The 24,362-nt window shown below is 70.6% G+C and carries 19 protein-coding genes, 1 tRNA gene and 1 pseudogene; 12 read left to right on the top strand and 9 right to left on the bottom strand.

What is annotated here, in order from left to right:
* Positions 1-96: 96 nt before the first annotated feature.
* The 4 genes and pseudogenes from ACESM1_RS10390 to ACESM1_RS10375 all read right to left on the bottom strand — a co-directional run.
* Positions 97-353 (bottom strand): annotated as a pseudogene (locus tag ACESM1_RS10390) (IS21 family transposase); the annotation flags it as partial.
* A 369-nt stretch (positions 354-722) separates the two neighbouring features.
* On the bottom strand, positions 723-1,733 hold the full coding sequence (locus ACESM1_RS10385; protein ID WP_372619806.1) for a Bug family tripartite tricarboxylate transporter substrate binding protein: 1,011 nt from the start codon (positions 1,731-1,733) through the stop codon (positions 723-725).
* A 134-nt stretch (positions 1,734-1,867) separates the two neighbouring features.
* Positions 1,868-2,749, bottom strand: coding sequence for a LysR family transcriptional regulator (locus tag ACESM1_RS10380; protein ID WP_372619804.1), 882 nt, complete (start codon positions 2,747-2,749; stop codon positions 1,868-1,870).
* Positions 2,750-2,782: 33 nt separating this feature from the next.
* A complete protein-coding gene (locus ACESM1_RS10375; protein WP_372619802.1) occupies positions 2,783-3,913 on the bottom strand; it encodes an NAD(P)/FAD-dependent oxidoreductase in 1,131 nt (376 codons plus the stop codon).
* 174 nt (positions 3,914-4,087) lie between these two features.
* On the opposite strand from ACESM1_RS10375, the gene ACESM1_RS10370 reads away from it, so the two are divergent.
* The 4 genes from ACESM1_RS10370 (at position 4,088) to glgP (ending at position 11,642) form a co-directional block, all read left to right on the top strand.
* Positions 4,088-6,121, top strand: coding sequence for a hydantoinase/oxoprolinase family protein (locus ACESM1_RS10370; RefSeq protein WP_372619800.1), 2,034 nt, complete (start codon positions 4,088-4,090; stop codon positions 6,119-6,121).
* Positions 6,121-8,112, top strand: coding sequence for a hydantoinase B/oxoprolinase family protein (locus ACESM1_RS10365; RefSeq protein ID WP_372619798.1), 1,992 nt, complete (start codon positions 6,121-6,123; stop codon positions 8,110-8,112). Before ACESM1_RS10370 ends, ACESM1_RS10365 begins: the two co-directional genes overlap by 1 nt.
* Before the next feature lie 73 nt (positions 8,113-8,185).
* Positions 8,186-8,575 carry a transposase gene (locus ACESM1_RS10360; RefSeq protein WP_372619796.1) on the top strand — a complete coding sequence of 130 codons (390 nt, stop codon included), beginning with the start codon at positions 8,186-8,188 and terminating at the stop codon, positions 8,573-8,575.
* 1,366 nt (positions 8,576-9,941) lie between these two features.
* Complete coding sequence (gene glgP / locus ACESM1_RS10355) at positions 9,942-11,642, top strand: alpha-glucan family phosphorylase (protein ID WP_372619817.1); 1,701 nt, start codon at positions 9,942-9,944, stop codon at positions 11,640-11,642.
* A 759-nt stretch (positions 11,643-12,401) separates the two neighbouring features.
* Here glgP and ACESM1_RS10350 read toward each other — a convergent pair.
* Positions 12,402-13,358 carry a LysR substrate-binding domain-containing protein gene (locus ACESM1_RS10350; protein ID WP_372619794.1) on the bottom strand — a complete coding sequence of 319 codons (957 nt, stop codon included), beginning with the start codon at positions 13,356-13,358 and terminating at the stop codon, positions 12,402-12,404.
* A 111-nt stretch (positions 13,359-13,469) separates the two neighbouring features.
* Here ACESM1_RS10350 and ACESM1_RS10345 point away from each other — a divergent pair, with 111 nt between their 5' ends.
* Genes ACESM1_RS10345 through ACESM1_RS10315 form a run of 7 tightly spaced genes read left to right on the top strand, consistent with a single transcriptional unit; the run spans position 13,470 to position 20,766 of the window.
* On the top strand, positions 13,470-14,600 hold the full coding sequence (locus tag ACESM1_RS10345; protein WP_372619793.1) for a mandelate racemase/muconate lactonizing enzyme family protein: 1,131 nt from the start codon (positions 13,470-13,472) through the stop codon (positions 14,598-14,600).
* The gene (locus ACESM1_RS10340) at positions 14,597-15,682 is read left to right on the top strand and encodes a mandelate racemase/muconate lactonizing enzyme family protein (RefSeq protein ID WP_372619792.1); all 1,086 of its coding nucleotides are present in this window, start codon (positions 14,597-14,599) and stop codon (positions 15,680-15,682) included. Before ACESM1_RS10345 ends, ACESM1_RS10340 begins: the two co-directional genes overlap by 4 nt.
* A gap of 53 nt (positions 15,683-15,735) precedes the next feature.
* Complete coding sequence (locus ACESM1_RS10335; RefSeq protein WP_372619790.1) at positions 15,736-16,929, top strand: ABC transporter substrate-binding protein; 1,194 nt, start codon at positions 15,736-15,738, stop codon at positions 16,927-16,929.
* A gap of 23 nt (positions 16,930-16,952) precedes the next feature.
* Positions 16,953-17,813: a branched-chain amino acid ABC transporter permease gene (locus ACESM1_RS10330; protein WP_372619788.1), complete on the top strand. Its 861-nt coding sequence runs from the start codon at positions 16,953-16,955 to the stop codon at positions 17,811-17,813.
* The gene (locus ACESM1_RS10325) at positions 17,810-19,612 is read left to right on the top strand and encodes an ABC transporter permease subunit (RefSeq protein ID WP_372619787.1); all 1,803 of its coding nucleotides are present in this window, start codon (positions 17,810-17,812) and stop codon (positions 19,610-19,612) included. Before ACESM1_RS10330 ends, ACESM1_RS10325 begins: the two co-directional genes overlap by 4 nt.
* The gene (locus ACESM1_RS10320) at positions 19,593-20,330 is read left to right on the top strand and encodes an ABC transporter ATP-binding protein (RefSeq protein ID WP_372619786.1); all 738 of its coding nucleotides are present in this window, start codon (positions 19,593-19,595) and stop codon (positions 20,328-20,330) included. The genes ACESM1_RS10325 and ACESM1_RS10320 overlap by 20 nt, the downstream gene beginning before the upstream one ends.
* Entirely contained in the window at positions 20,320-20,766 is a 447-nt protein-coding gene (locus ACESM1_RS10315; RefSeq protein WP_372619785.1) for a hypothetical protein, read from the top strand. Before ACESM1_RS10320 ends, ACESM1_RS10315 begins: the two co-directional genes overlap by 11 nt.
* Before the next feature lie 432 nt (positions 20,767-21,198).
* Here ACESM1_RS10315 and ACESM1_RS10310 read toward each other — a convergent pair.
* Both ACESM1_RS10310 and ACESM1_RS10305 read right to left on the bottom strand, forming a co-directional pair.
* A tRNA-Ser gene (locus ACESM1_RS10310) sits at positions 21,199-21,291 on the bottom strand.
* A gap of 105 nt (positions 21,292-21,396) precedes the next feature.
* Positions 21,397-22,026, bottom strand: coding sequence for a glutathione S-transferase family protein (locus tag ACESM1_RS10305; protein WP_372619783.1), 630 nt, complete (start codon positions 22,024-22,026; stop codon positions 21,397-21,399).
* 100 nt (positions 22,027-22,126) lie between these two features.
* Between ACESM1_RS10305 and ACESM1_RS10300 the strand changes: the two genes are divergently transcribed.
* On the top strand, positions 22,127-22,411 hold the full coding sequence (locus tag ACESM1_RS10300; RefSeq protein WP_372619782.1) for a hypothetical protein: 285 nt from the start codon (positions 22,127-22,129) through the stop codon (positions 22,409-22,411).
* A 79-nt stretch (positions 22,412-22,490) separates the two neighbouring features.
* Here ACESM1_RS10300 and ACESM1_RS10295 read toward each other — a convergent pair whose 3' ends face one another.
* Both ACESM1_RS10295 and ACESM1_RS10290 read right to left on the bottom strand, forming a co-directional pair.
* On the bottom strand, positions 22,491-23,360 hold the full coding sequence (locus tag ACESM1_RS10295) for a dioxygenase (protein ID WP_372619780.1): 870 nt from the start codon (positions 23,358-23,360) through the stop codon (positions 22,491-22,493).
* A 27-nt stretch (positions 23,361-23,387) separates the two neighbouring features.
* Positions 23,388-24,356, bottom strand: a complete 969-nt coding sequence (locus tag ACESM1_RS10290) for a tripartite tricarboxylate transporter substrate binding protein (protein ID WP_372619778.1) — start codon at positions 24,354-24,356, stop codon at positions 23,388-23,390.
* Positions 24,357-24,362: the final 6 nt, after the last annotated feature.

The following is a 24,362-nucleotide window of genomic DNA, read 5'->3' as shown; positions in this document are numbered from 1 at the left end:
ATCTCCGCCTCCAGCCAAAGCTGGACGCCTACGAATCACACCCTGCCGCGCCGCATCCAATCACAAGCCGATTCCAGCCTGGGCTACTCGGGTCTAGCCGCCAGCGAAGCCGTGCTCGTCCCGCAGCCGCTGCCAGATCCGCTTCGCCGTGTGCCGCTGCTTCGCCGGCGCACTCCGTCCGCCACCAGCATCGCATCGACCACCCCGGTCAGCGTACCCAGCTTCGGCCGCTCCACCGGCTTCGTCCGCACATAGCCCGGCGGCTCGGAGAACCGGCACATCTTCGCCACCGTGTCACGGCTGAGACCCAGCCGCCGCGCCACCTCTCGCCGACTCAACCCCTCCGCGAACACAAGCTACCGAACCGTCGCGTAAACCTCCACGGCATACATCCTCCGGAGCCTCCTCCCGACCGGAAGGCACTCCTATCAATGGCCGGATTTCACTACGCCCGCAGCGCCGCCATGGCGCCGCTCCATTGGCCGACTTTCGCGCCGCCACGTACATCGCAGGCCTGGCCGCTTTGGCGGACCCAGGCCTCCGAGCCGGATGATGCGCAGCCGGCAGTTCGGTCAGCCTCGGTCCGGCATAGCCGTCGTCCGGCAGCAGCCGGAACAATGCGCTGTCCAACCCCGCCGGAGCATGCCGGCACAGCGCCCGCGGCGTCGGCTCCTCGGCCGGACCACGATAGAAGCGCGCCGGCACGTTGTCGGCACCCTTGTTCAGTCGGCGCGGGCGCCACTCGCACGAACCAGCGGCACCCAATACTCGATCTCCTCCCGCAGGAAGACGGAGAACCGCGCTGGCGTGTAGCCGGTCATGGGCGGCAAGCCCAAATCGCCGCTCAGCTTCTGCGCGACGGAAGGGTCGGTCAGCACCGTCTCTGTCGCCGCAGCCAACCTGTCCACGATCCCCTGCGGTGTCCCGGCCGGTGCGAACAGGCCGAACCAGGAATACGCTCTGTAGCCGGGCAGGCCTGCCTCGGCGCTGGTCGGCACATCCGGAAGGAGCGACGATCGCTCCGGGGTGGCCATGACCAGCGCGACCAACGCACCGCTGTCCACATGCGGCTTGATCAGGCCCGGTGCATCGGCGGTGAAGTCGATCACGCCGGCCAGGAGGTCGTTGAACACCGGCCCGCTGCCACGATAGGGCACGTGCACGGCCTGCGTGCCGGTCTGCTGCAGGAACCCGACGCAGGAGATGTGGCCGGACGAACCATTGCCGGCGCTGCCATAGCTGAGCTTGCCGGGGTTGGCCTTCAGGTGCGCGATGAACTCCTGCAGGGTGGAGACGCCGAGTTCCTTACGCACCGCGATGCCGATCGGCACCAGCACGGTGGGGGCGACCGGGACCAGGTCCTTCACCGGATCGTAGGGCATGTTCCTGTAGAGGCCCATCGCCAGCGCGGTGGTCGAAAGGCCGCTGAAGGCGAAGGTGTAGCCGTCCGGCGCCGCCTTCGCGACGGTGTCCACGCCGACGGTCCCTCCTGCGCCTGGGCGGTTCTCGATGACCATCGGCTGGCCGAGAACCTCGGAGAGCTTCTGCGCGACGATGCGGCTGCTGATGTCCGTGGCGCCGCCGGCCGCGAAGGGCACTACGAGGCGCACCGGGCGGGTCGGCCAGTTCGCCTGCGCCGCAGCCGACGGGATCGCCGGAGGAGCGGCAAGAAGACCCGTGGCGGCAAGCAGCATCCGCCGGCGCGGCAGGATCGGAAGGAAGGAGTTGCGCATCGAATGGGGTCCGCCTTCTTGGATTTCTGGCTTGCTGTCACCGGCGATGCCGGTAGGCGCCGACTGTAGCATTTCCGCCGCAGCGCAACAGCCGGAGCGATTCCCGTATCGGCGCAAGGCCAGTTGCCAGTCGTTCAGCTGCCCGGAAGCGCGGCACGCAAGGCGGCGATGAAGCTGCTGGCCAGCTTGGAGGTGCCGAGCCCGACCGCGCGCACCAGCAGGATGCGCCGACGCAGCGCCGGGACGAAGGGGCGCGCGACGACACCCGGCGGCAGGTCGCGCGCAGACAGCCCGTCCACCACCGCCACACCCGCGCCCTCGCGCACCAGAGCCATGGCGCTCAAGGTGGTGCCGACCTCGATCGCGACGCGGCGCTCGATCCCCGCCTGCTCGAAGGCGGCATCCAGGCTGCGGCCGAAATCGAGCCAGCTTCCGAACCCGATCTCCGGCTCCCCCGCGAGATGCTTCGGGCCGAGCTGCTTGCGGCGTGCCAGGGGATGCTGCGTCCGGATCAGGACCACGCAGCTCGTGGTGCCGATCTCCGAGGTTTCGAGTCCCGGCAGCCCGATGGGGGACAGCGCCACACCGAGGTCGATGCGGCGGGCCACCAGCGCCTCCGCAAGTTCCGAAACCGGCAGCAGATGGAACACGATACGCGCAGCCGGGTGCTCCCGCCGGAGAGCCGCGATCGCCTTCGGCACCGCCGAGACTGCGAGCGAAGAGGTGGCCCCGATGCGCAGTACCCCTCCCCCACCGCCGCCCAGCTCCCGTGCCAGCGCCTTCAGACCCTGCATCTCGCGGAACAGGCGCTCGACCTCGGGCAACAGCTCCTCCGCCTGCGCGGTGGGCACCAGGCGGCCGGCACGACGGAGGAAGAGCGGATAGCCGAGGCGGTCCTCGCAATGGCGCACGGCCTTGGAGAGGGCGGGTTGCGACACGTGCAGCACCTCCGCCGCGGCACTCAGCGTACGGCACCGCATCACTGTCCGGAAGATCTCGATCTCGCGCGCGTTCACGGCGGCGGAGCGTACCGCCGTCGGGCGCGGCCGTCACGCGGACGCAAAGCGTCCAGGCGCGAAGGGGGCGGTCGGGACGGCCGTCTCGCCGCGCGCCGCCAGTTCCGCGACGGTGGCGCCGACACCGGGCGCCATCTGGAAGCCATGGCCGCTGAAGCCGAAGGCGTGGACGAGGCCCGGCATGGTCCGCGAAGGTCCGAGCACGGGTTGCATGTCCGGCGTGTAGCCCTCCACGCCGCTCCAGCTGCGGATGGCCTGGGCACCCGCCAGGTCGGGGATGATACGCACCAAGCGCTCGAGCATGGCGAGGAACTGCTCCGGCGCGCAGCGCGCCCGCGGTGGTTCCAGCGTCACCGGCTGCCGGGTGCCGCCGCCGAAGACGATGTTCCCGCGCAACACCTGGCGGAAGTAGAGACCGGCGCTCACGGTGCCGAAGGCCTCGCGCAGGCGATATGGCAGCGGCTCCGTCACCCCGAGCTGCGGCCCGCGCGGCGTCAGCGGCACTGCCTCCCCGGCCGCGCCGGCGAACTCCGGTCCCCAGGCGCCGGCGGCGTTGATGACTTTGCGTGCCCTCACGCGGCGCCCGTCGGACAGCTCCGCCACCAGGCCCGACCCATCGGGCGCAAGGTGGAGGACGCGCGTCTGTTCCACCACGATGGCCCCGGCGCCGCGTGCCGCCCTGCCGAAGGCCGGCGCGGCCAGGCGCGGATTGGCCTGCCCGTCGCCGGGCAGCACGGAGGCCCCGACGAACTGCCTGCCGAGCCACGGGAAGCGGCTGCGGAGCGTGTTGCGGCCGATCAGCTCGGGCACGACCCCATGCGGACGCGCCGCCTCGGCCCAGTCCGCCAGCACCTGCATGTCGTCGTCGCTGGAGGCAAGGCGCACATGGCCGGTCACCGCATATTCGCAGTCCGCGCCGATCAGCTTCGGCAGCTCGCCCCAGATCGCGCGGGAGCGCTCGGCGAGCGCCAGCTGCGTGGGATGGCGGCCGTGGCGACGCACATTGCCGAAGTTCACGCCGCTCGCCTGCGATCCCACCAGGCCGCGCTCGACCAGCACGACGGGAACGCCGTGGTCCCGCCGCAGGAAGAACGCGGCGGAGGCGCCGACCAGCCCACCGCCGATCACCAGCACATCCGTCCGAAGCTCCCCCTGCGCGGCCACTGCGCCCTCCCGCTCACCCGGTCTATCCTGGGGGCGAAGCCTCGCCCTGGCCAATGCCGCGGCGAGGCCAGGCCATAGCCGTTGGTTATGGGCTTCCCTCGTGTCGGAGTTGGACCTGCGGGCGCGCTTCGGCAACTCTTCCCGGCACATGTCACCAGGGACGGATGGAACAGCATGGGGTGGCGCATTGGCGTGGACATCGGCGGAACCTTCGCGGACTTCGCCGCCCTCGATGAGGCGAGCGGGACGCTCGCCACGCTCAAGGTGCTGACGACACCGGCCGAACCTGGCCGCGACGTGGCGGACGGGCTCGCGCGGCTCGCCGCGCAGGGCGTGGATCTCGCCTCGGTCGTACGCTTCGTCCATGGCACGACGGTCGGTGTGAACACGCTGCTGCAGCGGCGCGGCGCCGTGCTCGCGCTGTTCACGACCGCAGGCTTCACCGACATGCTCGAGCTCGCACGGCTCCGAATGCCGGAGACCTACGGCCTGTTCTGCACGCGCGCCGAACCTCTGGTGCCGCGCGAGCGCGTCTTCCCCATCCTGGAGCGGATGGACGCCGCCGGCCGCACGCTGCGCGCGCCCGACCGGCCCTCGATCGAGGCGGCAGTCGCAGGGGCGCGGGCGGCCGGGGTTGATGGAATCGTCGTCTCCTTCCTCCACGCATGGCGGAACCCGGCGCATGAGGAGGCGGTCGCCGCGATGCTCGCCGAGATTGCGCCGGACCTCTTCATCTTCCGCGGCAGCGAGGTCTGGCCGGCGATCCGCGAATACGAGCGCACCACCACCGCCGTGATGAACGCCTATGTCCACCCGCGCGTCGCCGGCTACCTCGAGCAGGTGGAGGGGCGGATCGCGGCGGCCGGCGTGCCCGCGCCGCTCCTGCTGACGACCTCGGCGGGCGGCACGATGACGGCCGGCCAGGGGCGGCGCGACTGCGTCGGCATGCTGCTCTCCGGGACCGCCTCCGGCGTGGTGGGGGCGGCGGTCGTCGCGCGCGCGGCGGGCGCGCGGGAGGTTCTGACGCTCGATGTCGGCGGCACCAGCGCGGACATCGCGCTGCTGCGGGATGGGGCGCCCTCCTTCGGCACCGGGCAGGAGATCGGCGAGTTCCCGCTGGCGGTGCCGACGGTTGCCGTGAACTCTGTTGGGCGTGGCGGTGGCTCCGTCGCCTGGATCGACGCGCAGGGCGTGCTGCAGGTGGGGCCCTCCAGTGCCGGGTCGGACCCCGGGCCCGCCTGCTTCGGGCGCGGCGGCAAGGAGTTCACCGTGACGGACGCGGCGCTGCTCTGCGGCGTGCTGGGGCACGGGCAACTCGGCTACGGCGCCATCTCGCCGGAGCCGGCGCTGGCCGAGGCGGCCGCCGCGCCGCTGGCGGCGCGGCTGGGGATGGAGGTGCCGGTCCTCGCCGAAGGCGTCCTGCGGGTCGCGGTGAGCGGCATGCTGGTCGAGATCGAGAAGCTGCTGGCGCGTGCCGGGGCGCATGCGAGCGAGCTGACGCTGATGCCCTTCGGCGGCGCGGGGCCGATGCTGGGCGCCATGCTCGCGGAGGCGGCCGGGATCCGCAGGATCCTGGTGCCCGCCGTGCCGGGCACGCTCTGCGCCCTCGGCGCGCTGGCGGCCGACCTTCGGCGCGACGCGGTGCGCACCGTGCTGCTGCCGCTGGACGCCGCGGCCTGGCCGGCGATCGTCACCGCCTTCCGCGGCGTCGCGGCGGAGGCCGCCGGCGCGCTTGCCGCGATGGATGGCGGCGCCGAGGGCGAGATCGAGCTCGGCGCCGAGCTGCGCTACCGCGGCCAGTCGCATGAGCTTCCAATCGAGGTGGCGGCGGAGACCGCGCAGGCCGAGGATCCGGCGCGACTTGCCGCGCTGTTCCACGCCGCGCACGAAGCCGCCTTCGGGCATGCCGAACACGAAGCTGCGGTGGAGGTGCTGAGCGTGCGCGCCGCCGCGCGGCGGCGCGCCCCACCCGTGCCCATGCCGCGGATGCCCGAGCAGCGCGCCGAGGCCACGCCGGCGGGCCGCGTGAAGCTGCGGGCCGGCGGCGCCTGGCTCGACGCGGCGCTGCATCGGCGGGAGGCATTGATGCCCGGCGCGCGGCTCGCCGGGCCCGCCATCGTCACCCAGGCCGATACCACGCTTCTCGTCCCGCCGGGCTGGCGGGCTCAGGCCGACGGGCTCGGCAACCTGGTGCTGGAGGCCATCTGATGCGCACCGACCCGATCACCCTGCAGGTGCTCCGCAACCACTGCCGCGCGGCAGCGGAGAGCATGGCGACGACGCTCTACCGCACCGCGCATTCCACCTTCGTGAAGGAGACGGAGGATTTCACGATCCAGATCCTCGACGTGCGGGGGAAGACCTGCGCGGTGCCGCTCGATCTCGGCGCCACCTGGTATCCCGGCGTGGACTATGAGGCCGCGATCGCGTTGGTGCCCGGCGGCTACCAGCCCGGCGACATCGCGATGACGAACGACCCCTATGCGGGCAACCTCGCCACGCACACGCCGGACCTGCATTTGTGGAAGCCCGTCTTCCACGCGGGCGAGCTGATCGCCTATGCCGCGGGCCACATCCACAATACCGATGTCGGCGGCGCGGTGCCCGCCAGCGTCTCGCGCACGCTCACGGAGGTGCACCAGGAAGGCATCCGCGTGCCGCCGTCCAAGCTCTTCAGCGCCGGCGTGCTGGACGAGGGCCTGCGCCGCCTGATGCTCAACAACGTCCGCGTGCCGGAGCAGAACTGGGGCGACCTGAAGGCGCTCATCGCCGCGGTGAACACGGGCGAGCGCCGCATCCTCGATCTCGTCTCGCGCTTCGGCGCCAGGACCTTCACCGACGGCCTGGCGGATCTGCTGGACTATGCCGAGGCGCAGGCGCGGGCGGTGATCGCATCGCTGCCGGACGGCGAATACGTCTTCGACGACTACTGCGACGAGGACGGCGCGAACGGCGACCCGCTGCGCCTGCACCTGGCGCTGCGCATCCGCGGGGATTCTGCGGAGCTGGACTTCACCGGCACCGATCCGCAGACGCTCTCGGCCATGAACGTGCCCACGGGCGGCCACCCGCGGCACACGCTGATCCTGGTCGGCGTCTACTACGTGCTGTCCACGCTGAGCCCCGGCATCCTGCTCAACTTCGGCACCACGCGCCCGTTCACCTGCATCCTGCCCGAGGGCAGCGTGGTGAACCCGCGCTTCCCCGCGGCCGTCGGCATCCGCAGCCTGACCTGCGCGCGGCTGCGCAGCGTGGTCTTCGGCGCCTTCGTCCAGGCGGCACCGGAGCGGATGCCGGCAGCGCCCGCGGGCTCCTCCACCATCGTGAACCTGGCGGCCGAGGATCCACGCACGGGCCGGCGCGCGATTGCGGCCGTCGCACCGATCGTCGGCGGCGGCGGCGGAATGCCGCACCGCGACGGAACGGATGGCTCGGGCGCGGACGCCGCCTACCTCAAGAACAGCCCTGTCGAGGTGACCGAGGCCGAGGCGCCGATCCGCGTCCTCCGCTACGGCCTGATGCCCGAGACCGGCGGCGCGGGCGAGACGCGCGGCGGTCTGGCCACCGTGCTCGAGTTCACCACCGACGCACCCGAGGCGCGCGTGACGGCGCGGAACAGGGACCGCTCCATCTTCCGCGCCTGGGGAATTCTGGGCGGCCTGCCCGGGGCGCCGAGTACCTTCCATCTCAATCCCGAGACGGATCGCGAGCGCGATCTGCGCAACACGGATCTGGTACAGCTCGCGCCAGGCGACGTGCTCCGTATCGTCTCGCCGGGCGGCGGCGGCCGCGGCGACCCCTTTCGGCGCGATCCGGCGCGCGTTCTGCGCGACGTCCGGGCGGGGAGGATCGGCGGCGAGGCGGCAGAGCGGGACTACGGCGTCGTGCTGCGCGGCGGTGAGGTGGACGACCTCGCCACCGTGACGCTCCGTGCAGCTCGCAGGCCGCGCAGCGGCTTTGACTTCGGTCCGGAGAGGCGCGCGCATGAGGCGATCTGGCCTGCCGCGGCCTATGCGCATATGGCTGAAATCATGGGGCAGATTCCGGTCAACTGGCGCAACCTCGCCAAGAAAGCCTTCTTCCACGCCATGAGCGCCCGGCGAGAGACGATGCCGCTCGAGCAGCAGCTCGACGCTGTGCTGGCGGACCTTACGGCCCGCCACCCGTCGCTGCATGCAAAGCCCAGATCGCCGCGTTGAGCTTCGACCTGTAGCCTCCCTCGACCGCGAGGTCATGCGTGCGGCCCGCGCCAACGAGGCGTGCAAGCGGTTCATGATCGCACCCGGCGTCGGCGGCGTGGTGGCGCTCTCGGTCTGGGCCGCGATCGACGAGCCCGCGCGGTTCCGGCACTCAGCGAGCGTCGGCGCCTACTTCGGTCTGACGCCGCGGCGCCGCGCATCGGGCGAGATCGACCGAACGGGGCGGGTCTCGAAGTGCGGCGACAAGGGCGTCCGCACGCACCTCCACGAGGCCGCGAACGTCATCCTGACCCGCATCCGCCGCCCCTCGGCGCTGCTGGCCTGGGGCCTCGGCATCGCGAAGCGATCCGGATTCAAGAAGGCCAAGGTGGCCGTTGCCCGGAAGCTCTCGGTCATCCTCCATCGCATGTGGCGCGACGGCACCGAGTTCCGCTGGACCGGTGCCGCGTCCGCCAGCGCCTGATCCCTACGCGGCCGTCGTCGGCCGGAGGAGTTCGTCCCCGCCGGGACGAGGGCGAGGGTTGAGGCCGATCCCGGGAAGGCCAGCCTGCCAAAGCGGCCGACGGCGAACACCACATTGGCCCACCCAGATCCACTCAAGGCCATGCTGTGGCGGCGCCAACCGACCACGGACAGAACCATGAGCCCGGCGGCGCCGATCAACCGATGTCCTTGACGACGGCCATTAGCCCGCGATCGCCCTGGGTGTGCACGCCGCAGGCGGGCACGCCAGGGCGTGAATCGCCGGCTCGAAAGGGCTGGACCCGAGTTGTCCGGACACAGTCCGGGCAACTCGGGTGTAGAGAACCAGCCGGGACGCGACCAGGAGACCTGACCGGCAGCCAGGGGCCGGAGTGCCTGGCCCCTCGCTGCCCCAAGGCCCGTTGACTACTCCAATGCGTTACTCCAACCTCCCGCCGTCGCTCGTTGTAAGGCGCAGGTTTCAGGCGGGCCGGAGCAAATCAGCTCCGAATCCAGATCCCCCAGCCACTCCGTTCCCAACCGCCGGCAGCTCCACGGTTTTTCCCCAGGTTTTCGGCACTTTCCTGCCTCAGACCGGGGTGTCGCACATGCGTGTCACACAAGGGTGTCGCACGCGGTACCTTCAGCCAGCGGCCCGGGCTGGCGGATCACGCGCCGGACGCCACCCACCTTCACCGTCGTGGTGACACCTAGTACTGGCGCGGTCGTCGCCCGGGCACTTCGAGCGCGCGAGAATCGCTTGACCTGTCGCGGCATAAGATTGGTCGAAGGGTGGCCCGCAGGGCCGCCATGGCCCTCGACGCCGCGTTCGAGGAGCGGGTCGCCAGGATGGCAGATGACGGGTTCACCGCCGAAGCCCAGGCCGCGATCATGCGGGCGGCACGGGACCTCGTCCTCGAGCGCATGACCCGCGAGCGGGCAGTCCGCGGCGCGGACGCCCCCCCCCACTGCCGCGGCCCCGAGGCGTCGACCCGACGACCCTACCGGCAGTGCCCGGTCGGCTGGAGACGGAACTCTCCAGCTTCCCGGCCCAGGTCGGGGACGCGGAGCCGGACGAGATCGGCACCATCGCCACCCTGCCGCCGCGAGCTCCGGCTCGCCATCGCCCATGATCACTGCCTGTGCGCCATGCTGCTCCGCCAGGGTGCCCAGGCGGCAGGTGTGATCAAGGCCAGGGGCGAGACTCTTGGTGATCGGCACGCCGGCGCCTGCAGCATGCTGCAACCTTGTCCCGTCGCGATGAATGGATGCGGCTTGGCACGGCACAGCTATGCTAGTCTCATTTCCCTATGCGACGGCTGGCGGCTCGCGCGCCGCACCGCCCGACGACGAGAGGCCGCGTGTCTATGCCGCCGACGATCGATGCCTTCCTGCCGGCAACCCGGATTGCCTATCTCTCGATGGAGATCGCGTTCGACCCGGCGGTCCCGACCTATGCCGGCGGCCTCGGCGTGCTGGCTGGCGACACGATGCGCTCCTGCGCCGACCTGGAACTGCCGGTGGTCTTCGTGACGCTGGCCAGTCGCGAGGGCTATTTTCGCCAGGAGATAGGGCCGGACGGCACTCAGGTTGAGCAGCCCGATCCGTGGGATCCCGCAGCACGGGCGACGCGCCTCGACGCGATGGTCGCCGTCCGCCTCGAAGGACGCGCCGTGTGGATCCGGGCCTGGCTGCATCTGCATGCCTGTCCGCATGGCGGCTGCGTGCCGCTCATCCTGCTCGACACCCAGCTCGAGCAGAACGATCCCGAGGATCGAGGCATCACAGATCGCCTCTATGGCGGGGACGCGACGCTTCGTCTGAAGCAGGAAGCGGTCCTCGGCATCGGCGGCGAGCGGATGCTACGCGCGCTGGGCTTCGAGATCCGGATCTACCACCTGAACGAGGGGCACGCCGCGTTGCTTCCCCTCACGCTGCTCCGCCGCCGGCGCCTGCCGCTCGACCAGATCGCTGCAGGTCCGCTGCATTACGACCTCGACGAGGTGCGCGAGCGGTGCGTCTTCACCACGCATACGCCGGTCGAGGCGGGGCATGACCGTTTCCCCTACGATCTGGTCGAACAGGTGCTCGGGGACTTCTTCGAGACGGACCAGCTTCGCCTGCTCGGCGGGCCCGGAGCGCTGAACATGACGCTCCTGGCGCTGAACCTGAGCGCGTGGGTGAATGGCGTCGCGGCGCGCCATGCGGAAACCGCGCGGCGGATGTTCCCGGGCTATCGTATCCGCGCCATCACCAATGGGGTGCATGTGCCGACCTGGGCGCATCCGGCGTTCCGGCGCCTGTTCCAGACCATCGCGCCTGACTGGGCGCATGATCCGGATACGCTGGTGCGCGCCGACCGGCTTCCCGACGAGGCGGTGTGGAACGCCCGCACGGACGCGAAAGCCCGGTTGATCGAGGACGCGCGTCAGCGATGCGGCGTGCAACTGCAGCCGGATCTGCCGGCGATCGTCTTTGCCCGGCGCATGACCGGGTACAAGCGGCCGGACCTGCTCTTCACCGACCTGGAACGGCTGCGAGCGATTGCTGCCCGGCACCCGTTCCAGGTCGTCGTCGCAGGCAAGGCGCATCCGAACGACCGAGACGGCAAGGCGATGATCCGGGCGGTCCACGAGCATGCACGCATGCTCCGGGGTGCCGTGCCTCTCGCCTTTCTGCCCGGCTACGACATGGCCCTGGCGAAGGTGCTGGTCGCCGGCGCCGACATCTGGCTGAACACGCCCCTGCCGCCGCTCGAAGCGTCCGGCACCAGCGGGATGAAGGCTGCCCTGAACGGCGGGCTGAACCTGAGCGTGCTGGACGGCTGGTGGGCGGAGGCCTGCGAGGAGGGCATCACCGGCTGGGGCATCGGCCAGCAGGTGGCGGCGGGGGATGGCGACCATGCGCGGGAGCTCTACGCTAAGCTGGAGGAAGCGGTGCTGCCGCTGTGGCACGGCGACCGGGTGCGCTGGATCTGGATGATGAAGCAGACCATCGCCCGGATCGGCTCGCGCTTCCACAGCCAGCGCATGATGCGCCGCTACGCCGCTGAGGCCTACCTGCGCTGACGCGAACGACGTGCACCGCCGCGGAACGGCCGCCACCGGTATGCTGCCCTATTGCCCCACTCTCCGGTAGCGGTCGTCGTAGGCCTTCATCGTGACCGCGAGCGCCTGCAGCACTGCAGCCTCCGCAGCCGGCAGCCCGACCCAGCACCGCGCTGATGATCTCGCCGCGGGACGCGCCGGCGCTGGCCAGGGCGACATGGGGGTGTCAGGCCCTCGTGCATGCCCAGAGCCGCGAGCACCGCGAGATAGGCCAGGGCCTTTGTCTTCGCGTCTATCCCCGTCCTCGTGCGGGTGCGCGGCGATGGCGCAGCCGGTGTTGCATGGGGCTTTGGTGGCCTTTCGGCGGCTCGATTGTCGTGACGCGGCCGGGCGGCTCCGTCGCTGCCCGGTGGGCGGCGTTGGCGGTGGTGATGTCGGCTGTGCGGCGTCTGGTTGGTAGGGACGGCCGGACGCCATGGCCAGCGTGACGCGGCGGACCGCGACCGGCGGACTTGCGCGCCGATCTTGCGGAGCGCGAGGCGCATCGTGCTGCAGGGTGCATGGGCTCGGCATATTGGCCGATCACCGCAGAAGGGCGGGTGCTCTGCATCCTGCTCGAAGTCCATGCCTTCGCGGTATTCGGCTAAATCACCGCCGCCTTCGCCTGCTTCTTCGTCGGCGGCGATGCCAGGGACCGCGCGGCCGTATCGGAACAGGCCGTCCGCCCCCCCGAGCCACCCCCTCCGGCGGCGGCGCCCGGTGCTGCGGGCCGCCAGTTGCTCACTGGGCGGCGTCCTCGATCTCCTGCGGCAGGTTTCGCCCCCGCGCCACCAGGCTGGTGACGCCCGGCATAGCGCCGCCGTGCCGACGGATCGCCGCCAGCAGCATCAGGGCCGGGCGTGACAGCGTGCCCTCCCCCGGTACAAGCGCTTGCGCCGTTACCACCGAGCGTGGCTCCAGCCGCAGCCGCGCCACGCCGTGGTCGCGGTCGTCGAGCAGGAGGAAAGGATCGATGACCGCCACGCCGGCGCCTGCGCGCACCAGTGCAAGTGCCGTCGAGGACTGGTTGACCTCCAGCGCGATGCGCCGCTGCATCCCGGCTTCCCGGAAGGTCTGCTCCACCAGCCGCCCGAGCGGCAGGCTTCGGCTGAAGGAGATCAGGGGATAGGGCGCAAGGTCTTGCGGCGTCACCGCGGCCGACGCGGCCAGCGGATGACCGCTGGGCGCCACGCAGACCAGTTCCCCGCCGCAGAGGGGCACCAGCCTCGCATCGGTTTCCGCAACCGGCGTCAGCACCAGGCCGAAATCCACGCCACCCTGCGTCACCGCCTCGACCGCCGCCAGGTTGTCCATGGTCTGCACGGTGATCTGAATGCGCGGCCGCGCGCGCCGGAAGGCGGCGACGGCCTGCGGCAGCAGGTTGTCCGCCAGCGTCGGCGTCACCGCCACCACGACCGAGCCGACACTGGCGTCGCGGATATCGGCAACCAGGCGGTCGATGCGTTCAAGGCCCTTGAAGACGCGGTCCACCTCGTCGAGCAGGATGCGCAGCTCCGGCGTCGGCTGCAGGCGGCCCTGCGCGCGCAGGAACAGCGGGAAGCCGGCGCTGGCGGCGCATTCGCGCAGCATCATGCTCACCGCCGGCTGCGAGACGCGCAGTTCGGCCGCCGCCGCGGTGACCCCACCATGCAGCGCGACCGCACGGATCACCTCCAGCTGTCGGAAGCTTAGCTTCATCAGTTCAACTTACATCCTTCTGCCGAAATGGGGGTTGATCTTATTTTTCCAGAGTTCCAGGCTACCGCCATCTCGCCGGGACCATAAGGCGGGCCCAACCAGTGGACATCCATGCGCATCACGGCCATCGAGAGCTCCGTCGTCGCCTTGCCATTCTCCATGGGCGGCCCGCATCCGCTCTTCGCCGGGCAGCCCTGGGACCGGCTGGAGATCCTGCTGGTCCGGGTGGAAACCGAGGAGGGGCTGGTCGGCTGGGGCGAGGCCTTCGGCCATGCGGCCATCCCGGCCACGAAGGCGGCGCTCGACACCATCGTCGCGCCACTGGTGGTCGGCCGCGACGCGCGCGACATCAACGCGATCACCCGCCAAGTCTTGCACGGCGTGCATCTGCTCGGGCGCAACGGGCCGTTCGTCTATGCCTTTTCCGGCATCGAGATCGCACTGTGGGACCTGCTCGGCAAGCGCAGCGGCCAGCCGCTCTGGCGCCTGCTCAGCGGCAGCGCACCGGATCCGGCAGGATTGGACGCCTATGCCAGCCTGCTCTCCTATGGCGGCGACCTCGAGCTCGTCGCGCGCAACACCGCCGACGCACGCGCGCAGGGCTATCGGCACGTGAAGCTGCACGAGCTGACGCGGGAGGCTGTGCTGGCGGCCAAGGCGGCGGCGCCGGACGCGGCGATCATGCTCGACGTGAACTGCGCGTGGACACCGCCGGTCGCGCGCGACATGGCGGCCAGCCTGGCGCGCGACGGGCTGGCCTGGCTCGAGGAGCCGGTCTGGCCGCCGGAGGATTCCGCCGGCCTCGCCAGCCTGCGCCGCTTCGGCATTCCGCTGACCGCCGGTGAGAACACCGCCGGCCTGTTCGGCTTCCGCGCCCTGATGGAAGCGGGCGCCATCGACATCGCGCAGCCCAGCGTCACCAAGCTCGGCGGCATCGGCGAGATGCTGCAGGTCATCGCCCTGGCCCGCGCACATGGCGTCGAGGTGGTGCCGCACTGTCCCTATTTCGGGCCGGGCTTCGTCGCCACGGTGCACATCGCCGCCGCGCAGGTGGAGCGCCCGCTGATCGAGGTGCTTTGGCTGGAGATGGAGGCCAACCCCTTCGACCCCTGGGTGCGCGTGCGTGACGGCAAGGTCGAGGTGCCGACCGCGCCGGGGCTCGGCTGCGACCCGGATCCGGCGGTGCTGGCGCGCTACAGGCGCGCAGCGCCCACACGCATCGAGGCGAGGCGCGCCGCATGAAGGTTACCGCTGTCGAGACCACGCCCGTCGTCGTCACGCTGCCGCAGCCGATCGGCAGCGCGCTCGGCCAGATCACCTGCTTCGGGTGCATCCTGGTGACGCTGCGCACCGATGCAGGGATCACCGGCGAGAACCTGGTCTTCACCCTGAACGACCGGCGCACCAAGGTGCTGCGCCAGATGGTGGACGACTTGGCCGATGTCGTCATGGGCCGGGATGCCGGGCACATCGCCGGCTTCTGGGCGCGCGCCTGGAAGGACATCAACTTCCTCGGACACAAGGGCGTGCCGGTGGTCGGCATCTCGGCCATCGACGGCGCGCTGTGGGATGCGCTCGGCAAGGCGGCGGGACTGCCGCTGTACCGCCTGCTCGGCGGCGCGCAGGACCGCGTGCCGGCCTATCACAGCGGCGGGCTTTGGCTGTCGCGCTCAGTGGACGAACTGGTCGCGGAGGCTCGCAGCTTCCTCGACCAGGGCTTCCGGGCGATGAAGATGCGGCTCGGCAAGCCCGATCCGGCCGAGGATGCCGCCCGTGTGCGGGCGGTGCGCGACGCCATCGGGCCGCATGTCGCGCTGATGGCCGATGCAAACCAGGGCCAGACCGAGGCGCAGGCGATCCGCCTCGGCCGCATGATCGAGGAATTCCGCCTCACCTGGTTCGAGGAGCCGCTACCCGCCTGGGACCTCGACGGGCTGGCGCGCGTCGCCGCCGCGCTGGATACGCCGATCGCCAGCGGCGAGACGGAATACACGCGCTACGGCTTCCGCCGCATGCTGGAGCTGCGCTCGGCCGACATCCTGATGCCCGATCTGCAGCGCGTCGGCGGCGTGAGCGAGTTCATGCGTGTCGGCCACATGGCCGAAAGCCACGATGTGGCGGTTTCCAGCCACCTCTTCCCGGAGACCAGCATCCAGGTGCTCGGCGCGCTCTCGAACGCGATCTACCTCGAATACATGCCGTGGTTTTCGCCCCTCTACACCGAGAAGCTGGAGTTCGTGGACGGGGATGCGGTGGTGCCCGAGCGTCCCGGCTGGGGGTTCTCCTTCGACTGGGATCGCATCCGGCACCTGCAGAACCAATAGCCCGGCCCCGCACAGGCGTGGCCCGAGAACGAAGAAGACAAGGAGGAAGCACCATGACCATCACGCGCCGCGGTCTCGCACTCGGTGGCGTCGGCCTTGCCGCCGCAGCCGGCTCCGGTCTCGCCCGCCCCGCGCTGGCGCAGGGCGAGCCCATCCGCATCGGCTGGCTCGCCGCGCTGACCGGGCCGAGCTCCGCGCCCGCTATCGGCTTCGACCGCGGCGTGCACCATGCGGTGGACGCGCTCAATGCCGCCGGCGGCGTGCGCGGCCGCCGTCTCGAACTCGTCGTGCGCGACACCCAGGGCGATCCCACCAAGGCGGTGAACGCGGCGCAGGAGATGATCAGCCGCGCCCGCGTGCATGCCATCTGGGGACCGACCAATTCCGGCGAGTCGCTCGCCGTCACGCCGATCATCGCGCGCGCGCGCATGCCCAACGTGCATCCCTGCTTCGTGGACACGCTGATCGACCCGGCGCGCTATCCGAACGCCTTCCGCATGGCGCCGTCGAACAGCCAGATCGACGACGCCGTCAGCAAATACGGCGTGGACATCCTGAAGCTGAAGCGCTTCGCGGTGATCGGCGACACCACCGGCTATGGCACCACCACCGTCAACAGTTCCTCGGCCAGCTTCCAGCGGCGCAATGCCGAGGTCGTCTACCGCGGCACCATCGATGCGACCCAGCCGGACCTGACGCCCGACATGCTGCGGATGCGCAATGCGGGCGCCGAATCCATCGCGATCTGGACCGTCTCGCCCGGCCTGATCTCGCGCATCATGAACACCCGCGCCAACATGGGCTGGGACGTGCCGCTGATCGGTCATCCCGCCATGGGCTCCGGCGAGGTGGGCCAGCTCATCGCCAAGCCGGAGAATTGGCAGAAGACCTACATCCTGGGCTTCAGGAACTGCAGCTACGGCGAGGACGGCAAGCTGCCCCAGCATGTGCAGGCTTTCGTGGACAGCGTGCGCGGCAAGATCAACCTGGAGGACACCACGCTCTGGTGGGTCGCCGCCGGCGTGGACGCGATCAACATCATCGCCAAGGCCGTGCAGGAATCCGGCGGCACCGATCCCGCGGGCATCATCGCCTACTGGAACGGCGTACGGGCCTATCCGGGCCTCTACGCCAGCTACACCTGGTCGCCGCAGAACCACAACGGGCTGCCGGAGAGCGACCTGGTGATGTCGGAGGCGAATTCGCTGCGCCAGGGCGCTTACAAGCTGGCCCCAGGCTACACCTGAACCGAAGGGAACGGCGCACGGCCATGCTGCCTGCCATCATCCTGTCCGGCCTCGCGGTCGGCGCCGTCTATGCGATGATCGGCGTGACCTACAACGTCATGTTCTCGGCGTCGCGGGTCATGAGCTTCACCGCCGGGCAGCTGGGCATGCTCGGCGGCGTGCTCGGCGCCGCCTTCATCGGTGTGCTCGGGCTGCCGGCCCTGCTCGGCTTTCTGCTCACGCTTGCGGCCTGCGCGCTGGTGGGCGTGCTGACGGAGATCATCGCGGTGCGCCCGGTGCTGAAAAGCCTGGACCAGCACCTCTACGTGCTCTCGACCCTGGCGCTGGCGTTGATGATCCAGCAGTTCGTCGCCATCGAATGGAGCACGGAGCCGCAGCCCTTCCCGAACCTCTTCGGGTTCCAGGGCGGCGGAGCCGGCGACGAGAAGTTCTGGCTGCCGATCCTGGCCTGCGCGGCGACGGTGCTGGGGCTGGAGTTCCTCTACCGGCGCACCCTGATCGGACGCGCCTTCCTCGCCATCGCCGAGGACAATTTCGCCGCCCGGGCCCTCGGGCTGCCGGAGCGCAACCTGCGGATGGCGAGCTATGCGCTGGCCGGGGTGATCGGCGGCCTCGCCGGCTTCGCGTCCGGCCAGCTCTTCCTGGCCTTCTTCGCGAATGGCGCGATGCTGAACTTCTACGGCTTCGTGCCGGTGGCGCTGGGCGGGCTCGGCAACAACCGCGGCGCCATCATCGGCGGGCTGGCGCTCGGCGTCTTCCAGCAATCGGCGAACTTCACCTTCGGCGGTGTCTTCGCCTCGGTCGCCGTTTTCAGCGTGTTCATCGTCGTGCTCCTCATGGCACCGCAGGGGCTGTTCGGCGCCCCCGCGCAGCGCCGCGTATGAGCGCGTCATCGAGCGTGGCCGCGGGGCGCGGCGCCCCTCGCCAGGCATCGGGCGCATTGTGGCAGGCGCTGCCCTTCCTCGGCATCTTCGCCGCGGCGCTGATCCTGCCCATGGTCAGCAACGACTACTGGACGCTGATCGCGACGCGCGCGGCGATCTACTGGGTGCTGGTCTCGGCGCTGAACCTCGTCGTCGGCTTCGCCGGACAGCTGGCGATCGGCTGGGTGGCGATGCTCACCCTCGGCGCCTACACCACGAGCGTGCTGGTGGCCGGCAACGTGATGCCGCCCGTACCGGTCTTCCCCGCGCTCGGCGTGGCGGCCCTGGTCGGCGGCGTCTTCGGCTTCATCGTCGGCCTGCCGGCGCTGCGGCTGCGCACCTTCTACTTCGCCATGACCACGCTGGGCTTCGCCACCATCGTCACGCAGGTGGCGCTGGCTTGGCAGGGCGTCACTGGCGGCGGCATCGGCATCGTCGGCCCGGTGCTGCCCGCCCCCTTCGACACCATCTTCGGCTTCTACCTGTTCTGCCTGGGCCTGGCGGCCTTCTGCACCTGGATCAGCGCGAATGCCGCGCACAGCCGCTTCGGCCGCTCGCTGGTCGCGATCCGCGATGCGGAGGTGGCGGCGGAATCGTCCGGCATCTCCAAGCCGCGGCTGCTCGGCGCCGTGTTCCTGTTCGCCGGCGCCATGGCAGGGATCGCCGGCGGGCTGTTCGCCACGCTGCAATCCTACATCAGCCCCGAGGCCTTCACCTTCGACCTCTCGGTGCTGTTCTTCATCGCGATCCTGATCGGCGGCCGCGGCTCCATCCTCGGCCCGTTCATCGCCACGATCGTGCTCACCTGGCTGCCGGAATTCGCCGCACCGCTGGTCGCCTGGTCCACCTTCCTCTACGCGGCCCTGCTGCTGGCGATCGTGCTGCTGGTGCCGGGCGGCATCGCCGCGCTGCTGGACTTCCGCAGCCGACGGCGCATCGAGGCCGACCGCACCATCGTCCCGCGCCCTGAACTGCTGCCCGAGATCCTCGGCGGCCGGAAGGCGTCGGAGGCGATCACGCTCAAGGACATCGTGCTGAGCTTCGGTGGCGTGCGCGCCGTGGATGGTCTCGACCTGACGATCGAGCCGGGTGCGGTGCACGGCCTCATCGGCCCGAACGGGTCGGGGAAGACCACCACCCTCAACGTCATCTGCGGCTTCTATCGGCCGGAGACCGGCAGCGTCACGGTGGATGGCGAACCCCTGCCCGCCGCTGCGCCGCAGACGCGCGCCGCATCGGGTATCGCCCGCACCTTCCAGACACCGAAGCTGATCGGCGAGGCCTCGGTGCTGCAGAACGTCATGGTGGGCGGCGCCATCCGCGGTCGCGGCAGCTTTGTGGAATCACTGCTGGCCCTGCCGCGCCACCGGCAGGACGAGGCGATGCTGCGCCACGATGCGCTGCTCGCGCTGCGGTGCGTGGGCCTCGGCGCACTCGCCGATGTGCGTGCCGACCGGCTGCAGCACAGCGAGCTGCGCTTCCTCGAGATTGCGCGGGCCCTGATGCTGCGGCCGCGCTTCCTGCTGCTCGACGAGCCCGCCGCCGGGCTCTCGGCCGAGGAGATCCGCAGCCTCGGCGGGCTGATCCGCGCGATCAGCCGCCAGGGCACCGGCGTGCTGCTGGTGGAGCACCATGCCGACCTCATCTTCGAGATCTGCGACCAGGTGACGGTGCTCAATCTCGGCCGGGAACTGGCCGCCGGCACGCCGGCGGAGATCCGCGCCCATCCGGAGGTGGTCAGTGCCTATCTCGGCTCCTGAAGCGCTGCTCGAGGTCAGCGGGCTCGAGGCTGGCTACGGCAAGATTGCGGTGCTGCACGGCGTGGACCTGCGGGTCGGGGCGGGCGAGGTGGTGTCGCTGCTAGGGCCGAACGGCGCCGGCAAGACGACGCTGCTGCGCGCCGTCACCGGCCTGCTGCCCTGGAACGGCGGCAGCGTCCGCTTCGGCGGCCGTGACATGCAAGGCGCCGGTCCGCGCGGGTCGGCGCGCGCCGGACTGGTGCACGTGGTGGAAGGGCACCGCATCTTCACGCAGCTCAGCGTCACCGACAACCTGCTGCTGGCCGCCTACGACCTGCCGCGGCGGGACCGCTCGGCCCGCATCGAGGAGGCGCTGGCCGTGTTCCCCGAGATCGCCGCCAAGCGGCACGACCGCGGCGGCGCGCTGAGCGGCGGACAGCAGCAGATGCTGGCCGTGGCACAGGGCCTGGTGCGGCGCCCGCGGCTGCTTCTGCTCGACGAGCCATCGGCGGGCCTCTCGCCAGTGTTGGTGGACCGCGTGCTCGGCGTCGTTTCAGAGTTGCGAGCGGCCGGCACTGCCGTGTTGCTCGTGGAGCAGTTGATCGACAAGGCGCTGGCCGTTTCGGACCGGGTCTATGCCATGGCGCAGGGGCGCGTGGTGCTGGAGGCCAGGGCGGACGAGCCCGGCCTGCACCAGCGGCTGGAGCGTGCCTATTTTGGCGAGGCCGTTGCGGCTTGACCGCCTGGGTCCTCCGCTTGTGCGTGCAGATCTCGAGCTCGGCCACGAGAGGCGCAACCCGCAACTGCCGCGGGGCGAGGCGCTGATCGGCAGGCCGTTGATGGCGCACTCAGCGGTGAAGATCGCGTCGGTCCGCGCGGCGACGCGTGGCACCGCACCGGAGCCGGCGGCTGCATCGTCCGCCACCTCGCCCGCACTGGCCGCGCCACCCGGCAAGGGAACGTGGCAGGGACCGGGCGGCACGCAAGCCGCAACGGCCGCACAGGGTTCGCCTGGCACCACGGCGCAGCCCGCGACGAGGGCGGCCGAGCCGAACGCCCCGCCTACCGCAGCCATCTACGCCGAGCCGGCGTCGGGCGCATCGGGCGCCGAAACATCGGAGTTGTGGGGCATCGCCGATGAGCCCGCGCGGCCGGACTACCAGCCGCAAACCTAAGATGCCGCCGAGCATGACTTACGCGCAGCCTGGGGCTCCGACTATGACAGCCGCCTCAACCGCGCTCGGACCCTCCCCGCCCGTCGCGGCAGAGGCGAAGAAGCTCGGCTTGGACAACAGCAGCCGCTTCACCGTCGCGGTTGAACGCGCTGCGCGGCGGCGCGGCCGGTTGCGCCGTCCCGCTGCGCTGGCGCAACAGCGCGGGCAGGCGGCGGCGGGTGGTCGCCCCGTCCGAGCTGTCCAAGCCCCTCCCGCACGCTGGAAACCTTGGACGCTTCGCCACACCAACCCGGCGCGTCCACCTCGAAGTGGTGCCCGGCTATCCGCCGTCACTGCAATGCCTACCCGGCCGAAAGTGTGGGGAAGATTGTGGGGACACCGCCCGCGCGACACACGAAATCTGTGTAAAACCAAGCGCATACGGCACCAGGGTGGCGGAGGGGATGGGATTCGAACCCACGATAGGGCTTAACACCCTATAACGGTTTAGCAAACCGTCGCCTTCAGCCGCTCGGCCACCCCTCCGCACGGGTGTTCAAGGCTAGGTGCTGAAGTCGCACGACGTATGCGACGGCGCTTCTACCCGCCCCGCCACACCCAAGCAACCCTCACCACCTGGCCGCGCCGACCTCAGGAAAGCGCCACCTCGAAGCCGCGGCGCACGGCCGGGCGGGACATCATCCGCCCATACCAGGCGCCGACCTGCGGGAACTCGTCGAACGATACCTGATGCCGTTCGTGCCGCCAGGCCCAGCCGATGATCGCAAAATCCGCGATGCTCGGCTCGCCCTCGGTCGCCACGAAGTCGCGGCCGGCCAGGCGCCGGTCCAGCACGTCATACAGGCGCTTGGTCTCACCGTGGTAGCGGGCGAAGCCGTAGTCGCGGGCTGGGCCCTCGGACTGCATCAGGAAGTGATGGACCTGGCCGGGCATGGGGCCGAAGCCGCCCATTTGCCACATCAGCCACTCCCACACCGCCACCCGCCCGCGCATCTCCCGTGGCATAAAGCGGCCGGTCTTCTCGGCCAGATAGAGAAGGATGGCACCCGATTCGAAGACGCTGATCGGCTGCCCCTCCGGCCCGTCCGGATCGACGATCGCCGGAATCCGATTGTTGGGGGAAATCCGAAGAAAGGCGGGCTCGAACTGCTGGCGCTTGCCGATGTCCACCGGCGTGACCCGGTAGGGCAGGCCCATCTCCTCCAGCGCGACGCTGATCTTGCGCCCATTGGGCGTGTTCCAGGTGTAGAGGTCGATCATCCTGAGGGGCTCCCGGCCGGCAGTGCCAGCCGCTTGATCCCACGCCCGGCAGCGCACGCCAAGCTTGACCGCCCCCCGTCCGGTTTGCGATTCAGGCGGGGTGACAAGCCTCGTCAGCCTCCGCGCCGGGGACGACGACACGCTCTGGGCCGTGATCGCGACCGCGGGCCGCAAGAGCCGTGTCGCGAACGTCTATCGCTCGCGGGTGGATGCGCTGGCGGACAGCGCCTGGCGCACCCAGCAGGTCAGCGACTACGCGGACTGGCTGCGGCGATCCCGCCAGCCGGTACCGCATTACAGCGTGGCGCCCATCCGGCGGGCCGATCTGCCGAAGAAATGGAGCCCCCTGCCCGCCCTCGGCTTCCTGCGCGGGCAGGTGATCTGATCCCGGGCAGCGGCGGAACGGGGATCAAGGGCACGCCGAGACCACGACGGCCGCGCCAGAGCTTCGAACGAGCATCCTTTTAGGCACGCGCCATCCGGATGAGCAGCGGCGCATGCAGCACGCGCTCCGGCAGCCTGTCGCGGGCGGCCAGATGCGTGGGCGTTTCGCCGTTCGCCAGGGTGCCGAGCGGCACGACCAGATCCTCGCGCACGCCGAACACCGCATCGCTGTCGAGGTAGGGGTCGCCCTCCGGGAAGAGTTCCGTCACCAGCGGCCTGTAGCCCGCTGCCTCGGCAATCACGTGCAGATGGGCAGGCCGCCAGGCATCGCGGCCGAGCGCGCGCAGCATGTCCCCGGCCGGGCCGTCATAGGGAACGTTGTAGGACTTCGGACGCGTCGTGCTGAAGGCGAAGGTGCCGTCCGGCGCGCAGCGCAGCAGCGCATGATAGTTCTTGGCTGGCTGCGCCGCATCCTGCACCGCATAGAGGCCATTGTCGGCGTTCTGCCAGAGGTCGAGCGTCGCACCCGCGATGCCCTCGCCGGTCTCGGCATCGAGCACGCGGCCGGTGACAACCATCGGCTCGCCGGGCTGGTCCTTCCACAGGTCGCCGCCATCCGCCAGCTCCGGCGCACCCCGCTGATGGAAGGGTCCGAGGTTGGAGCAGTTCGTGGCGCCCTTCGGCGTGTTCACCATGTCCACCAGCGCGGAGACGCCGAACAGGTCGCTGAACAGGATGAACTCGTTGCGCTCCGGCGTGGTGATCTCGCCGGCGCGGGTCAGCGCCATCAGCCCGGCCATCCACTCGGCATGGGTGAGCTGCGTCTCCTTGACGAAGGCGTGCAGGTGCTTCGCCAGGCTGCAAAGCACTTCCTTCGTACGGGCATCTTCGGCCTTTGCCGCGTAGTCGGCGAAAGCCTGGGTAATGGTATCGGGTGAGACGTTGCGCATGATGCTCCTTTCGGCCGGCCTGCCGCCTCAATCCGCGCGGGCGCCGGAGGCGCGGACCACGCCGGCCCATTTCTCCACCTCCGCGCGCATGTAGGAGGCGAAGTCGGCGCGGCTGCGGGTGTCGGGCGCGAAGCCCATGCGGTCCAGACGCTGGCTGACCTCGGGCGAGCGCAGCGCCCGGTTGACCTCCACGTTCATCCGCTCGGTCACCTCGGCCGGCGTGCCGGCGGGCGCCATCAGGCCGAACCAGGTCAGCGCCTCGAAGCCGGGATAGCCCTGCTCCGCCACGGTCGGCACATCGGGCAGCGAGGGGTCGCGCTGCAGGCTGGTGACTGCGATCCCGCGGATCCTGCCCTCGCGCACCAGCGGCAGCGCCGGCGGCAGGGAGGTGCTGCCGATCGGAACCTGGCCGCCGACCACGGCGGTGACGGCCTGCGCCGGGCCGAAGGGCACGTGCTGCACCTCCACCTTCGCCAGCGTGCGGAACAGCAGTTCCATGCCGAGATGCGTCGTCGTGCCGTTGCCGGAGGAGCCGTAGTCGAGCGGCCGCGTGCGCGCCGCCGCGATCAGCTCCGCCAGCGTTCGGACATCGAGCTTCCCGGGATTCACGGTGAGGATGTTCGGCGTGCTGGCCAGCAGCGCGACGGGCTCGAAATCCGCCGACGCATCATAGCCGGCACTGCTGTAGAGGCTCGGGTTCACGGTGAAGGCAACCGAATGGGCCAGGAAGACCTGGCCGTCCGCCGCGCTGCGCTTGACCTGCACCGTGGCGATGTTGCCGCCGGCACCCGGGCGGTTCTCCACCACCACGGGCTGGCCGAGCACCGGCGTGAGTGCGTTGCCGAGCGAGCGCGCCAGCACGTCGGTCGAGCTGCCCGGCGGGAAGGCGACCAGGATGCGCACCGGACGCTCCGGCCAGGCGGCGCGCGCGGCGTGCGGGGCGGCGAGCACGCCGACCGCCGCGGTGAGTGCCGTGCGGCGCGTGAGCTTGGTCATCCTCTC

This window comes from Falsiroseomonas sp. (assembly GCF_041690465.1).
Lineage (GTDB): Bacteria > Pseudomonadota > Alphaproteobacteria > Acetobacterales > Acetobacteraceae > Falsiroseomonas.
Note: the sequence above shows the minus strand (reverse complement) of the source record. Positions and strands in the feature narration are given on the sequence as shown.

Excerpts from the sequence above, each read along its gene's own strand:
- ACESM1_RS10385 (WP_372619806.1), bottom strand. The coding sequence starts at position 1,733 with ATGCGCAACTCCTTCCTTCCGATCCTGCCGCGCCGGCGGATGCTGCTT.
- ACESM1_RS10370 (WP_372619800.1), top strand. The coding sequence starts at position 4,088 with ATGGGGTGGCGCATTGGCGTGGACATCGGCGGAACCTTCGCGGACTTC.
- ACESM1_RS10295 (WP_372619780.1), bottom strand. The coding sequence starts at position 23,360 with ATGCGCAACGTCTCACCCGATACCATTACCCAGGCTTTCGCCGACTAC.
- ACESM1_RS10345 (WP_372619793.1), top strand. The coding sequence starts at position 13,470 with ATGCGCATCACGGCCATCGAGAGCTCCGTCGTCGCCTTGCCATTCTCC.
- ACESM1_RS10330 (WP_372619788.1), top strand. The coding sequence starts at position 16,953 with ATGCTGCCTGCCATCATCCTGTCCGGCCTCGCGGTCGGCGCCGTCTAT.
- ACESM1_RS10335 (WP_372619790.1), top strand. The coding sequence starts at position 15,736 with ATGACCATCACGCGCCGCGGTCTCGCACTCGGTGGCGTCGGCCTTGCC.
- ACESM1_RS10340 (WP_372619792.1), top strand. The coding sequence starts at position 14,597 with ATGAAGGTTACCGCTGTCGAGACCACGCCCGTCGTCGTCACGCTGCCG.
- ACESM1_RS10360 (WP_372619796.1), top strand. The coding sequence starts at position 8,186 with ATGATCGCACCCGGCGTCGGCGGCGTGGTGGCGCTCTCGGTCTGGGCC.
- ACESM1_RS10365 (WP_372619798.1), top strand. The coding sequence starts at position 6,121 with ATGCGCACCGACCCGATCACCCTGCAGGTGCTCCGCAACCACTGCCGC.
- ACESM1_RS10290 (WP_372619778.1), bottom strand. The coding sequence starts at position 24,356 with ATGACCAAGCTCACGCGCCGCACGGCACTCACCGCGGCGGTCGGCGTG.
- ACESM1_RS10305 (WP_372619783.1), bottom strand. The coding sequence starts at position 22,026 with ATGATCGACCTCTACACCTGGAACACGCCCAATGGGCGCAAGATCAGC.
- ACESM1_RS10350 (WP_372619794.1), bottom strand. The coding sequence starts at position 13,358 with ATGAAGCTAAGCTTCCGACAGCTGGAGGTGATCCGTGCGGTCGCGCTG.
- ACESM1_RS10325 (WP_372619787.1), top strand. The coding sequence starts at position 17,810 with ATGAGCGCGTCATCGAGCGTGGCCGCGGGGCGCGGCGCCCCTCGCCAG.
- glgP (WP_372619817.1), top strand. The coding sequence starts at position 9,942 with ATGCCGCCGACGATCGATGCCTTCCTGCCGGCAACCCGGATTGCCTAT.